Here is a 14,978-nt window from a genome sequence, read left to right on the forward strand (position 1 = left end):
CCTAACGTTTTATAATAGTTATCACTTTTCCTTTTACCTCGAAATCAACATTTGTCGTTACCTTGATCACGGACAACACTTTATCCAGATCCATATCCCTTTTGATCACGCCCCGAAACTCGTAGTCTTTCAATTCCGGATTCTGGTAGAACACCTCGAAATCATACCAGCGCTGCAACTGGCGCATGATCAAATCCAGCGTCATCGCCCGGAACACGAACCGCCCTTCCCTCCATGCCACGTAAGGCTCCACGTCCACCTCTCTCACCGTCAATTGTCCCGACTGCACGTCCATCACGCTCTGCATTCCCGGTTTCAGCACCTCTGCCTGCCCGTTCTTCACGGAAGACACCCGGACCGCCCCGTTCACCAGCGTCGTGTAGATCTGCCCGTCATCCCCGTAAGTGTTCACGTTAAACGATGTTCCCAGAACAGTCACTTCCGCCCCGTTCACCCGAACAACAAAAGGACGCAAACTATCTTTGTGAACCTCGAAATAGGCCTCACCTTTCAAATCAACGATTCGTTTCCCATCACTGAATTCTACCGGATATTTTAATTCGGAATCCGCGTTCAAAAATACCTTGGTACCATCCGATAATACCAATGAATACTCTCCCCCGATAGGCGTTGTCAACTTATTATACTCTTCTGTCACCACCCCTTTTCCATGTTCCTCGTACACGATTCCCCGATTGCTGGTAGCCACCCGAACCCGTTCATTCAACAAAATATTCAAATTCTGCCCTTGTTCCAACACCACCTCTTTCCCGTCAGCCATCATTAAAACAGCCTTCAACGTTCCGGGTTGCATCACATTCTTTGCCAACTCTTGTTCCTCATGCATATCCCGAACCCCGTTTATCGTACGCCCCACGAATAAACCGACCAACAAAATAATCGAGGCGGCAATCGACCAGCGCAAAGTCATCCGGCGACTCTTCTGCTCATAAATATTCTTCTCCAGATGCAGAAATTCTTCTTCATCATTCTCTCCATAGCTCTGTCCTGACAACTTTTGCCGGATCGCCGCAATCTCGTCCAATAGTTCAACATGATCTTTCTCTTTCAACCATGCAGTCACTTCCTCGTCATTCAACTCTTCCCGTCGAGTAAGTAACCTATTGGCAAATTCTATATCGTCATCCTTATAACTCATTTTTGCTATTTTTTACAATAACACAACAAGCCCCCTCAAATGGGTGACAAAAAATTGAATATTTTTTTATCTAACGGAAAATAATCGGATTTGTATAGGTAATCCCATCTCAAAAATAAATTTTAATTAATATTTTTTCGTAATTATATTATACCAACTCCTATTCAACTCCCATTCATCTCCTATTCATCTCTAATTATAATAGATCATAACATATCCATTTAAGATCGCTATAAAATGAATATTATTTTACAAATATGATAGATATAAAACTATAATTTTTATTATATAACTTAATACCTTTTGATAACGTTATAAATTCCCACTTAAAAATACCCGACAAAAAAACAGGACTCCAAAAAAGTCCTGTCTTCAAATTATCCTGTAAAAACAAAAAAATACCTCTACTTATATTTCTTCATTATTTTCTCGATAACCTCAGCCGTTAACTCATGTCCTTGTAATAAGGGAAAACCTTCCCAACGAACAATGCCTTTCGGATCAATCAAAATCACGTGAGGAATCCCCTTTACCCCAAGTGCTTTTTTCATCACACCTTTGGTATCTACCGCACTGTAATATTCGATATTCGGCTCTTTCATCTCTTTTACTTTAGCCGCAGTTTCATCAGAGATTCCGATAACAACCAACTTTTTCCCGAACTTTTTAGCAAACTCGTTTAATTCGGGTATCGCCTTCCGGCACGGGCCACACCATGTTGCCCAAAAGTCAATCAAAATGAATTTTCCCTTCAATTTCGGTTGCTGGGAAATCCACTCTTCCACCACAAATTCCGGGGCTTTCTTATTTAGAAAAGAATCTGCCCACAATTTTTTTCCATTATTGGACTCTTGTCCAAAGACGTTTGACAAGGTCAACGTCAGAACGATACATACAATTAACTTCATCATTTTTTTCACTATTTTAAATTAACATCCCAATTTTCAAACACTTATACTCGTTCCCGTTTCAGCAGGAATAACATCACCATTTCCTCCTTCAACTCGTTTCTCAGGAATTTCAACCCTCGTGAAATATGAGTCTTTACCGAATTCACACTAATTCCCATCCCGTCAGCCACGTCCTTGTATGTTTGACCTTCAACAAAACATTTCATCAGCACTTCCCGTTGTTTTTCAGGCAATTCGTCGAGCTTTTCGTTCAAGCGGGCCATACGTTGTTCATAATCATCCAGTTCCTCATCAGCATTCTGCAACGCCTCGACAACTTCCCGCTCGTTCATAGCCACGACACGCAAATGTTTCAAGTAATTCAAAGCATAATTCTTGGATAAGGTGAACAGGTAGGACTTCAAAGAATAAGAAGTATCCAATTTTTTTTGATTCTTCAACACCACGAGGAACACATCATGCACGATGTCCTTAGCCACCTCTTCGTCATTCACGTAGCTACATACGAATCCCACCAAATCCCCGAAATGGGATTTGAATAAACTTTCAAAAGAATCACTATTTAAGTCATTTCCTATCATGATACGCATATAACTAACACGACCTCTATCCATACAAAAGTAAACTTTTTATTGAAGACGACAAACAACTGGGACAATTATAAAATAAACTGTTCACGCAGCAACATGGGAAAAGACTTTAACCAGTTTCAAGGGATTCAGATTAATTTTATAAATTTGCTGACAGGTGGATAAGGACTTTCCCCGGACAAGGTAAAAAAACAACATCATAAATCAAAAACAGACTCGCATGATACACGCTAATATAACACCCCAGAAACTATTTTTTATTCTCTCTTTGCTCGTGTTACCGGTTGTAATCAAGGCTGAACAACAGGGCTTGGAGGAACAATTACGAAAAGTCATCGCAAATAAAAAAGCACAAATTGGTATTGCCGTGATCATTAACGGTAAAGACACGATCACGATTAATAATGACGAGCGTTACCCGATGATGAGCGTGTTCAAGTTGCATCAGGCTTTAGCAGTTGCCGATTATTGCGAGAAGAAGGGTTTGTCTTTCGATACACCTATTTATATTCGTAAGGCTGATCTGAAAACGGACACGTACAGTCCACTCCGAGACCTGTATCCAAACGGAGAAATTTCTCTCCCGATAAAAAAATTACTAGAGTATACCCTGCATTTAAGCGATAATAATGCCTGTGATATTCTTTTCCAGCAAACCGGAGGTACGGAGGCTACGGATAACTATATTCGCACCAATTTGGGCATGAGGCATTTCGCGATCAAGGCGACCGAGGACGAGATGCATCAAGATAAAAACAAATGTTATCAAAACTGGAGTACCCCGCTTGAAACGACAAAAGTGATTGAATTACTACTGACCACGCGGCTCTTCGATGAACAATACCAAGGATTTATCAAAGAAACCATGATCTCCTGTCAAACGGGAAAAGACCGGTTACCTCTTCCCCTGAAAGGTACAAAAGCAATTATCGGTCATAAAACCGGGACCGGTGACCGGAATAACAAAGGACAAATTATCGGGATGAACGATGTCGGGTTCGTGTATTTACCCGATGGGCAGAGATACACGATTGCCGTTTTTATAAAAGATTCGGAAGAAAGTGATGTCGAAACGGCACGAATTATCGCGGATATTTCCGAAAAAGTGTATCAGCAGGTAACAACCAACAGACACGAAGAGAACCATCCTTAACTTCTCGGATGGTTCCCCTTTTATAAAAATAGGTAATTATATACTACTTTGCAGTCCATTCAGGTAATGCTTGTTTTCATTCTCAAACTCCTCCGTCACTTCGTGCCACCTCCTCTATGAACAGAGGAGGAGCTGGTGACTCTTCCCGAAGAAAGGGAGTATTTCAACTCTCCCTCTGTTTATAGAGGGAGTACCCCGAAGGAGGGAGGGAGTTGGTTTACGGTAAACTCGTATATAAGTTCCTAAAAATATTACCGCATGGTTAAGAACTGATAACAGATTACTCCGACACGAACGAGCCTCGAATATCCCCGCTAAGAAGCAGTAACGATAATTCGGAAACTTTTGCCTGATAGATAGCGGATAACTTCCGATCAACGGCATCAATGTAACTACGTTGAAATTCCCTGAATTCGATTCCGGAAAGCGACCCGATCTTGTATTTTTCTAAAGCCGCATCCAAGTTAGCCTCGGCCACACTAGCGCTTTCAATCTCGAAATTTACCATCAGCAGGTTGTTTTCATAGGAATTATACATCAACGCCAAATCTCCCAGCGTTTCTTTTTCCGCCTCCTGATAGGAAAGTTCGGTATTTTCCAATTCCAGTTTGGCATTCTTGATCTTCGTCCGGTTTTGTAAACGACTAAATATAGGGACATTTAACGAAAATCCCCAGTAAAAACCGTTTGACCGGTTCAACGTGGTACTGGAAGAAGGTGTATCTGTCTTGTTATAGTTGTACCCGGAGTTGAAATCCAGCGTCGGGAACAACACGGCACGGGCATTTTTTAAATCCAACGCGGAAATTTTCTGATCTTTTTTAGCGATCAACAAGGTGGTGTTTCCTGCCAGAGTTTTTTGTTCCAAGGTACCCAATACCAGTTGCGGCCCCAGCAAGATCGTGTCCTGCACGTAATTCACCATTTGCAAATCCGTATTCATCAATTTGTTCAACGTGATATAGGCACTTTTTAAAGCCTCCTTTTGCCGAACGTAAGTCGAGCTGTCCGTGTTCAAATCTATTTTTGCCTGTTGAGCTTCTAGCCCGGATCTATTCCCGATCTTGTAACGAACTCTGGCCTCGTCGTAACGTTCATTCGAGAGTTCCAGTGAATGACGGGCCGCCATCAATTTATGGTGTTGTACCAGCACGTTATAATAGGCTGCACTCACGTTCAAGATCAAGTTCTCCACGGCTTGCTGCACGGCAAGCTCACCCATTGCCAACAGCTCTTTCTGTTTTTCATGGGTGGTGAACATCTCTAATCCGTCAAATATCCGCCAGTTTAGAGCAACTCCCGCGGTGTAGTTATCCGTTTTTACATCCGACATTTTATTCACTTCACCCGCGCTATTCTCGGTCTTCGTGTCATTGCGGGTCTGTGTCTGTTTCGCGGTTCCTTCCAACGTCGGTAGGAAAGTCGAGTAATTCAAATTATTCTTATCCATCCGAGCCTCGTTCCGGATGATTTTAATGGAAAAATTTGATTCCAAGGCTTTTTCCAGACATTCATCCAGACTCACACGCTGCGCGGAACAATCGAAAATTGAGAATTGAAAATTGAAAATGAACAATAAAACGATCATTTTCCCTATCCATTTCATATATCGTAAATTCTGTTTTTTCATAGTCATTCTTTATTCTACTCGCAAAATTTTCAATTTGTTCAATCTTCTATCTCTTCTATTATTTTTACTTCTTTCGACGAGAGGTAGGTGTAAATAGCCGGGATCACGAAGAGTGTCAACAGCGTGGAGCATACCATACCTCCCACTACCGCAATACCCATGGCAACACGGCTCTCCGCTCCCGCACCCGTGGCCATTGCCATCGGAAGAATACCTAACACGGTGGACAAACTCGTCATCAGTATCGGACGTAAACGAGACACGGCTGAATCCTCGATCGCCTCACGCATGGATAAACCGGCCAACTTACGCTGGTTGGCAAATTCCACAATCAAGATACCGTTCTTCGAAACCAATCCGACCAACATGATAATTCCGATCTGGCTGAAAATGTTCATGGTCTGCCCGAAATACCACAAAGCAACCATAGCTCCGATCAATGCCAAAGGAACGGTAAACATGATGATTAACGGATCACGGAAACTTTCGAACTGCGCGGCAAGTACCAAATAGATAAATACCAACGCCAACATGAAGGCGAACATCAAACTGGAAGAACTTTCCACGAAGTCCTTGGATGTTCCCGATAACGTGGTTTTAAAGTCATCGCTCAAGACCTCTCCTGCAATACGATCCATCTCTTCCAGACCTTGAGAAAGGGTCACGCCCTTTGCCAGTCCGGCAGAAACAGTTGCCGACACGAAACGGTCATAACGGTATAGCTGTGGCGGCATGGAACTTTCGGACGTCGTGATCAGGTTATCCAAATGAATCAGGTCTCCATTATTATTCCGCACGTATATTCCTTTCAAGTCGCTCGGTTTATTCCGATCCTGACGTTCCAGCTGAGAAAGTATCTGGTACTGTTTTCCATTCATGATGTAATAACCCACCCGTTGTTCACTCATGGTCAACTGGAGTGTTTTGGCAATGTCCTGCACGGAAACGCCCATACTGGCAGCCTTGTCCCGGTCGATATTAATCGTCAACTCCGGTTTCGTGAATTTCAGGTTCAAATCAGACGCCGAGAACACGGAACTTTTGTTTACCTCATCCATGAAAACAGGTAATATAGCCTTCAAGTCATCCAGATTTTTCGCTTGAATAACATATTCAACCGGAAGTCCTCCCCGCCGACCGCCAAAGGTCTGTTGTTGGGAAACCAAGGTACGGCCTCCGGTAAATTCACGCACTTGTATTGCTAACTCGTCGGCAATTTCCTGTTGGGTACGCTTCCGCTTGTCGGCATCAACCAACCATAATTGTAAACTTGCCCGGTTCGTTTGTCCCCCCCCGATGAACTCAATCACTTTTTCCTGTTCCGGCACGGTTTGTTCCACGAAGTTAGAAATTTCATCTGCATAACGAGCCATGTACTCGTAAGTGGCTCCTTCCGGGGCAACCGAGTTTAACCGGATATTCGAACGGTCCTCCAAAGGAGCCATCTCCGAAGGAATCAATAACCATAAGAAATAAATGGCTACACCGGAAGCCCCGAGTATAATGATTGACCAATAACGAACTTTCAAAAATCGTTGTAACCAACGACGGTACACCCGGTTCATCCCCTCGAAGAAAGGTTCTGTTTTCCGGTAAAACCAGTTTTGCGTGGCATTCCGGGTCAATAGTTTCGTGGAAATCATCGGTGTAAATGTCAACGCCACGAAAGAGGAAACTACCACGGCTCCGGCAATCACCACGCTAAATTCACGGAACAAACGCCCCGTGGTTCCTTCCAAGAAAACGATTGGGAAGAACACGGCTACCAACACCACTGTTGTCGCGATAACGGCAAAAAATATCTCGTTTGATCCCTTGAATCCCGCCTGCAACGGGGACATTCCTTGCTCTATTTTCGTGAATATATTCTCCATGACTACGATAGCATCGTCAACCACCAAACCGATGGCCAGCACGACTGCCAGCAAGGTCAAGATGTTGATGGTGAACCCGGCCACGTACATAATAAAGAAGGAGGCAATCAATGACACGGGGATTGCCAGAACGGGAATTAACGTCGTCCGCCAACTCCGCAAGAAAAGGAAAATGATCAAAACAACCAAAAGGAAAGCCTCGAAAATCGTGTCCTCCACCTCGTTGATTGAACTCCGGATAAATACCGTGTTGTCGAAGGCAATCGTGGCATCAATATCTTCCGGCAGGTCCTTTTCCAAATCCTGCATCACGAGATAGGCCCGGTCCGCAATATCAATGTAGTTTGCTCCCGGCTGGGGAATCAAAGCACACATCACCATGGGAAGGCCGTTACGTTTGGCAATACTCCGGGTATTCTCGGCATCCACTTCCGCCACTCCAATATCTTTAAAACGAACAATTTTTGATCCTTCTCTCGAAATGACCAAGTTGTTGAAATCCTCGATAGACATTAATCGTCCCAACGTACGGATTGTCAACTCGGTATTGTCTCCTTCCACTCGTCCGGAAGGTAATTCGATGTTCTCTTTTTCAACGGCAGACTGCACGTCCATCGGGGTCAACCGATGTGCTGCAAGTAAAGCCGGGTCCATGCGCAAACGCACGGAATAACGTTTTTCTCCCCAAATATCCACGCTACTCACTCCGGGGATGGTCTGTAACCGTTCTTTGTAATAACGTTCGGCATACCCGCTCAGGTCGATCAACGAACGTTGACCACTACGCAAAGAAACAGCAAAAATAGGTTGGGCATCCGCATCCGCCTTGTACACGGTCGGGGGATCTATATCCTGCGGTAAACGACGTAACGTTCCGGAAACTTTGTCCCGGACGTCATTAGCTGCCGTTTCCAAATCCACGCTTAATTCGAATTCTATCGTGATCCGGCTTTGCCCGTCACGGCTCGTACTACTTAATGAACGGATTCCCTGTATACCATTAATGGCCGACTCCAAAGGCTCGGTAATTTGTGTTTCAATAACATCGGCGTTAGCCCCCACGAACGAGGTCGACACGGATATTACCGGGGGATCCACGCTAGGGTAGTCACGCACGCCTAAATACAGCAACCCGATGGAACCGACAATAACCAAAAGCAAGTTTAACACGGTTGCCAGCACCGGACGCTTTATACAGGTTGAAGATAAACTCATACCACTGATTAATTTTTATTCAACTTGACATTCACAATCATTCCCTCACGCAACTGCATCAAACCGCCTGTTAACACGGTGTCACCCACCTGTATTCCGGAAGTTACTTCCACGAACTGGGAATCCCGACTGTCTGTTTGCACGGGTACGCTGGTAGCCTTTTTATTTTTCACTACCCACAAACGTTTTCCATCCATCTCCGGCACGACGGCCTCTGTCGGAACAAGTATATATTTCAGATTCTCAGCCGTCATCAATTCCCCTTTCACGAACATTCCGGCTACAAGATTTTTAGTATTCCGGTAACGAGCCCGCAGATTTATGGTATGAGTTGCCACGTCTGCCTGTGGATCAACAGCATACACTTCCGCCTCGATCTGATGTTCCATACCGCTAGGCTGGAAAGTAAGTTTTCTACCCACTAAAGGCAGATCAATATATTTTTCAGGAATAGAAAATTCAATTTTCAGATAAGAGTTATCAACAATCGTGGACACCTTGGTACTCGGTTGCAAGTAACTCCCCTCACTCACGAAACGGAATCCCATTCGACCGTCAAAGGGAGCCCGGATTTCAGTTCGAGCAATTTTAACCTTTAATAATTCAATATCAGCCAGATTCATATTGTACTCGGTCTCCAACTGTTGAAATTCTTCCACGCTGATGGATTCCCGTTTTAATAGTATCCGCTGTCTTTCCAATTTGGCAGCCAATAATTCTTTTTGGAATTCGGCACGAGCGAGTTGAGCCTGCAAATCCGAATCATCCACTTTCACCAACAAGGTTCCTTTCTTCACCAACGTTCCTTCTTCAAAAGCGATCTTCACAACTTTACCGGCTGTTTCCGAAACCAGTTCGACTTCTTCATTTGCAACCAATAATCCCGTTACGGGAATTCCATTACCGGAAGTTGACATAGATGCCACGATCCCCGATACCGGTAAAGCTCCCCGGCTAGCCGCCTTGGCAGCTGTTGTCGGGGTTGACGTCTCTTTATCCGAAGAAAAATCCAAACGAGGGATCACGATCGCTCCCACGATCACGACCGGAATTCCAATTTGTAAAACTCTCTTTAAACCTTTGTTCATATTTTTAATCATTACATACCAAAAATGCCTGTTTCAGCCGAGCCTAGACAAGTATTCACAACACTGTTGTTATGACATCAAATATCCCCAAAAGTTTATCAACAAACCGTTAATAGTTTGTTAAAATAACGAGATGTTTTAGATATTTTATTTAAAACCAATGGCGCCATTTAAACACGATGAAACCGAAGACGGAAAAGAGTATCGAGATAACAATCACGATCAAAAATCCGTATGGATTTTCCTCCAAAGAGTTCGGGACATTCATCCCGTACAAACTGGCAATCAAGGTCGGTAACATTAATATAATCGAGATGGACGTCATCCGTTTCATCACGATATTCAAGTTATTGGAAATCACCGAAGCATAGGCATCCATTGTACCGCTTAAAATATCGCTATAAATACGGGCCGAATCCTGAGCCTGCCGCAATTCGATCTCCACGTCCTCCACCAAATCCTCGTCGAAAAATTGCCGCTGCACTTTCAAAGTCTTCATTTTGATCAACAAGTTATCATTCCCACGCAAAGAAGTAATAAAGAATACCAACGATTTCTCGATTTTTAGCAACCGTTGTAATTCTTCATTCCGGATGGAACGTTCCAATTCGACCTCTGCCATATGCATCTGGGCGTTGATTTGTTTCAAGTATTTCAAATACCACACGGAGGCAGAAAGAAACAAACGGAAGACAAGATCCCAGTTATTGGCAATCTCCAAGTTTTTACGAATCACGTAATTGATGAAATCGGGAATCATTTCTGTCTCGTAATAGCACACGGTTACGAACATATCCTCCTTCACGATAATCCCCAAAGGCACCGTGATGAAAGGAATACTTGTATCTACCGACTTAAAAGGAATACGCAGGATCATCAGCGTCCATCCATCCTCTACTTCCAAACGGGAACGCTCGTCCACGTCTTCAACGTCATCAATAAAAGCCTCCGGAATTCCCATTTCGTCGATCAGGTAGCGAAGATCGTCCTGAGTGGGTGAAACAACATTAATCCAGCAATTGGGTTCCCATACTTTTTTTTCCACGAACCCTACTTTACCCATTAGGAAAGTTCTCATAATAATCCTCCTTCAATTTATGAATAGAGGCATTTATCGAGAACCCCTATTCAGATTAATACTGTTGATGATAGTCGTCCATATCTTGTTCTATGAATTTTGCCACAAAAGTAATCTTTTATTTTTAAAAACAGCAATTATTTCTTTAAATCGATAAAGACCGGAAGATGATCGCTGTATCCTCCAATGTAGTGAGGCCCCCGATAGGTCGGTTTCGGACGAACGCCGAAAGTCCCTCGCTCTTCTTCAAGTAGAAAATCCGCATCATAGATACCCATTCTTCGGGATACCTGCAAATCAGCTTTCCCGTTCAACAGGTTCCCTGAAACAATGATGTGATCCAGCGTCTGCCACTCTCCCTTGTAACGATAACTACCATAGTTTTTCCCCAGCAAGTAATACCCGGTGTTGTAAAAGTTTTCAGATTTAATTGTCCCGGATTCCGGATCTTGAGTTTTCAACGTCTTTTGCGCGGGTGTATTCGCACGCCCGTTTAAATCTCCCAGAATTAAAATCATGGCTCGGGGATGAAGATCCTGTATAGAATCCACCTTCTGCCTCACGACAGATGCCGCTTTTACCCGTTTCCATTCACTTTTCGCCTCCCCACCCCGCATGGAAGGGAAATGACAAACAAAAACATGAAGAGTATCGTTTGGGGCCGATATACCCTCACAATAAAGTATATCCCGGGTAGTCTCCCCGCTTTTTAAACGGACAGGAAAGAAAGCGTTATGCAATAGCCGGAATGAATCTTTCCGGTAGAGTAAGGCAACATCAATTCCCCTTGCATCCGGGGAGTCGGCATGTACAATCCCATAATTACCATCCGCCAACACCGTTTTGTTTACCAAGTCGGAAACAACACCTCGATTCTCCACCTCGCTCAAGCCGATGAGTAGCGGAAAGTTTCCCGCACCAAGACTGCTTAACACTTTCGAGATATTGAGTAACTTCCGGGTATAACGTTCCCGGTTCCAATGTTGTTTTCCCCGGGGAGTAAAATCGTCATCTGCCGTCAGCGTGTCGTTTCGGGTATCAAACAGATTTTCCGTATTATAGAACACGACTCGTTCCCGCACCCCCGTCTGGGCATATGAAACACAGGAGACACACAATAAAAATACCTCGATACAGGCCTTTAGAAACCTCACTAGAGTAAAATAAGATGTTTCTCCAACAAAGCGATAATTTTACTCCTTAATAAATTTGCATTGATCGGTTTTGCCGTGTAGCCGTCAAACCCGCTGGCCATGATTTTCTCTTCATCAGAGGCATAAGCATAGGCGGTAACCGCAATCACGGGAACCGTCCCGGAAATCTTGCGAATTTCCTGCACGGCTTGAAAACCATTCAACTCCGGCATATTTATATCCATTAAAACCAAATGCGGATCGTGTTCTTTAAACAATTCAACGGCCTCCCGGCCATTCCACGCGTGTATCAATTGATAATCCTTTTTCAAGATGGATTCGAAAAGCATGTAATTACTCGGATTATCTTCGGCAACCAGTATTTTGAGTTTATTTTTTTCGACTGCGTGCTGAACGATTTTCTCTTCCTTTATTTCCTGATAATGCAATTTTACAGCCACGTAAGGAATCGTAAACCAAAAAGTTGTTCCTTGCCCGACTTCCGATTCCACCCCGATCTTACCCCCCATCCGTTCCACGATAGTTTTGCAGATTGACAAGCCAAGCCCCGTTCCCTGTACAAAATTGTCCAACTTCACGAATCGTTCAAACACGGCATCTTTTTTATCCGCATCAATACCGCATCCCGTGTCGGACACATAAAAATAAAGAGAATCTTTCTCCAAAAGATGATAACCGAAACGAATCGTTCCCTCTTTCGTGAATTTTATCGCGTTATTGATCAGATTGGTAATCACTTGTGTTAATCGATTTTTCTCCGAACGAATGCAACAATCCGGAAGATACTCATCAAATTTAATTTCCACCGCAGCAGAAGTCAGTCGTAAACAAGAGGTTTGTTCCAATCCTCGCATCAAGGCATTTAAGTCAAATTCCGAATAAGCAAACTCCATCGAACCGGACTCAATCTTGGAAAGATCAAGAATATCACTAATTAATTGCAAAAGTAACGTGTTATTGTTCTCAATAATATTAATATACTCTCGTTTCTCCTCCTCCGCTTCCGCTGATGCCAAGATATTGGAGAATCCGACGATAGCATTCAACGGCGTACGAATTTCATGGCTCATATTGGCAAGAAAGGCCGATTTCAACCGGTTAGATTCTTCTGCATGCTCTTTCGCCTCACGCAACGCCAGTTCCATTTGCTTCCGGGTCGTGATAACCACCGAAGAACCCACTAATGACAAGGGATGCCCGTTTTTATCCCGTTGATCCACGGTAGCCTGAGCCTCCACCCATTCGTAAGAATAATGATGTTCGCTCTTATCCAACACCCGGTATTCCTCCCTGATCTTGGACACGTTACCGGATATTAAAGCCGAATAAGCCGCCTTTACTCGCTCCCGGTCATCTTTGTGTATCTTTGAAAAATATTGCTCTTCAGGAACCGCCAAAGAATTCCCGTCATCAACACAATGTTTCAGTTCTATCGGACGATTCACATCACACAAGACGGTATGTCTTTCCAAATCCCAACGCCAAGGCACAATATTAGAAACATCAAGAGCCATAGACAATTTATAATTCACAGACTCTAACATGGATTTTGTTTTCCGTAAATCTGTCACGTCCACACAAAAAATATCCACCATATCTTTTTCCATGGAAGCGATATTGATTACCTCAAAGAATTTCCCCGTCCGTTTATAAAAATATTCGATCGTGAAAGATTTCTGTTCCTCAAGCATCTTTTTATATAACACGGCAAATTCTCCGCTTTTATTATCATCTTTCAACTCGCTCCCTTTCTTCCCGACGACACGGGACGCTTCTACAAAATATTCTTCGAACATCGGGTTCACTTCTTCAATCCGGTAATCCACGATATCCCCTTTCGCATTGTAAAGCAATCGATGTTTCATGTAGGCAAGAGGCATATTATTAAAAAGAGTCTTGTACTTCTGAAGTAATATCATCTCCCTCCCCCGCATCATTTTTTCCTTTTTTAAAAGTCGTACCCGAGCCCACATGATATAAGTAATGAACAACAAAACAACAATCACGATCCACATATAACGGGTTTTCTCCCAGAAACTTTCCGGAGCAAACAAATAATTCGCATCATCGGGATATAATGACTCCGGAATTCCCGCTTTTTGAAGGATCGGGTAGGACAAATAACATTCCGGTTTCCCGGCGATCTGCACGGGGATTGTTTTAGGGTCCTTCCCGTTCAACACATCCCGCAAAGTACGCATAACAGTATGGGCAAAATCTTTTCCTCGATAAAAATATCCCCCGGCCATCTCCCCGTCAGCCATCCCGACATCCTCTAAAGTAAAAATCGGATGATTGTCAAAAGAACAGATCGTCTTGTGATTATTCGAGGTTAAATATTTATTACCCGCCAAATTCTTCCGCTGGAACCAAGAATAATAAAGCAATCCTACCTTTTGAATATCAAACGATTCGATAGAATCGAGTACCTGATCCAAAGAGTATTCCCCCTCCGTAAAATAGGCCACCTCAAGATCAGGGAAATACTGCTCACACACTTTACGCATCTGGCATCTCACTTGGGCACTCACGTAACGATGGTCAGACATTAACACGATCTTCTCCAGATCGGGCAACAACAAACGCATTTCTTCTATCGTTTCCCGGATGTAAACCGGACACTTGATAATCGTGACGTTAGCCTCTCCCAGAACTTTTAATAAAGGAATCTTTTCTTCCTGAATAACTTCATGCTTTTTTAGAAATGCCTCCACGGGGGCAACGTAATCATTCTCCACGCAAAGAATCATAGGTACATCTTTCCAGATCCCGTTCAACTCTTGCTCGAACAGACACCAAGCACTACTTCCAAGTAAGACAATCGCTTTAGGCAGTTCCGTGTACTTCGACAAGACATCATCTTTCTTGACACGCATACTCTCTTCGTCATCAATCAAGAGTGTATTCATGGATTCCACCGCGACATTCTCCCCGATTGATCGATCCTTCCGGATACTATCAATCACATAGTTCGACCATATCGCCCCCTCCGTGTAAGAATTAATGACTAAAATATATCCTTTATCCCGAACACTCCCATGAACAGAAAAAGCCACCAGCAAACAAAATGCCCATACACCGATTTGAAATATTCTTTTAAAACGCATATTAACAAATTCCTTTATA

General features: G+C 43.4%; 10 protein-coding genes. 1 reads left to right on the top strand and 9 read right to left on the bottom strand.

Translation table 11 applies throughout. The features are described from left to right. Position 1 precedes the first annotated feature (1 nt). The 3 genes from QVC79_RS11880 to QVC79_RS11890 all read right to left on the bottom strand — a co-directional run bounded on the left by QVC79_RS11880 (position 2) and on the right by QVC79_RS11890 (position 2,684). Positions 2-1,159, bottom strand: a complete 1,158-nt coding sequence (locus QVC79_RS11880; protein ID WP_270594986.1) for a FecR family protein — start codon at positions 1,157-1,159, stop codon at positions 2-4. A gap of 404 nt (positions 1,160-1,563) precedes the next feature. Continuing rightward, positions 1,564-2,070, bottom strand: a complete 507-nt coding sequence (locus QVC79_RS11885; RefSeq protein ID WP_229783016.1) for a TlpA family protein disulfide reductase — start codon at positions 2,068-2,070, stop codon at positions 1,564-1,566. Positions 2,071-2,111: 41 nt separating this feature from the next. Then, positions 2,112-2,684 (bottom strand): RNA polymerase sigma-70 factor, encoded by a 573-nt coding sequence (locus QVC79_RS11890; protein ID WP_229783017.1) that lies wholly within the window; start codon positions 2,682-2,684, stop codon positions 2,112-2,114. A gap of 196 nt (positions 2,685-2,880) precedes the next feature. Here QVC79_RS11890 and bla point away from each other — a divergent pair, with 196 nt between their 5' ends. Beyond that, on the top strand, positions 2,881-3,813 hold the full coding sequence (bla, locus tag QVC79_RS11895; protein WP_270594989.1) for a class A beta-lactamase, subclass A2: 933 nt from the start codon (positions 2,881-2,883) through the stop codon (positions 3,811-3,813). 280 nt (positions 3,814-4,093) lie between these two features. Here bla and QVC79_RS11900 read toward each other — a convergent pair whose 3' ends face one another. The 6 genes from QVC79_RS11900 to QVC79_RS11925 all read right to left on the bottom strand — a co-directional run bounded on the left by QVC79_RS11900 (position 4,094) and on the right by QVC79_RS11925 (position 14,959). Continuing rightward, on the bottom strand, positions 4,094-5,443 hold the full coding sequence (locus QVC79_RS11900; RefSeq protein WP_124316613.1) for a TolC family protein: 1,350 nt from the start codon (positions 5,441-5,443) through the stop codon (positions 4,094-4,096). A gap of 38 nt (positions 5,444-5,481) precedes the next feature. Further along, entirely contained in the window at positions 5,482-8,532 is a 3,051-nt protein-coding gene (locus QVC79_RS11905) for an efflux RND transporter permease subunit (RefSeq protein WP_270594992.1), read from the bottom strand. 8 nt (positions 8,533-8,540) lie between these two features. After that, positions 8,541-9,620, bottom strand: coding sequence for an efflux RND transporter periplasmic adaptor subunit (locus QVC79_RS11910; RefSeq protein WP_287642487.1), 1,080 nt, complete (start codon positions 9,618-9,620; stop codon positions 8,541-8,543). A gap of 151 nt (positions 9,621-9,771) precedes the next feature. After that, the gene (locus QVC79_RS11915; RefSeq protein ID WP_087421757.1) at positions 9,772-10,698 is read right to left on the bottom strand and encodes a magnesium transporter CorA family protein; all 927 of its coding nucleotides are present in this window, start codon (positions 10,696-10,698) and stop codon (positions 9,772-9,774) included. 137 nt (positions 10,699-10,835) lie between these two features. Continuing rightward, entirely contained in the window at positions 10,836-11,852 is a 1,017-nt protein-coding gene (locus QVC79_RS11920) for an endonuclease/exonuclease/phosphatase family protein (protein ID WP_287642488.1), read from the bottom strand. Then, positions 11,852-14,959: an ATP-binding protein gene (locus QVC79_RS11925; RefSeq protein ID WP_287642489.1), complete on the bottom strand. Its 3,108-nt coding sequence runs from the start codon at positions 14,957-14,959 to the stop codon at positions 11,852-11,854. The genes QVC79_RS11920 and QVC79_RS11925 overlap by 1 nt, the downstream gene beginning before the upstream one ends. Positions 14,960-14,978: the final 19 nt, after the last annotated feature.

The sequence above is a fragment of the Butyricimonas sp. genome (assembly GCF_019423355.1).
In the GTDB taxonomy this organism is placed as follows: Bacteria; Bacteroidota; Bacteroidia; order Bacteroidales; family Marinifilaceae; genus Butyricimonas; species Butyricimonas faecihominis.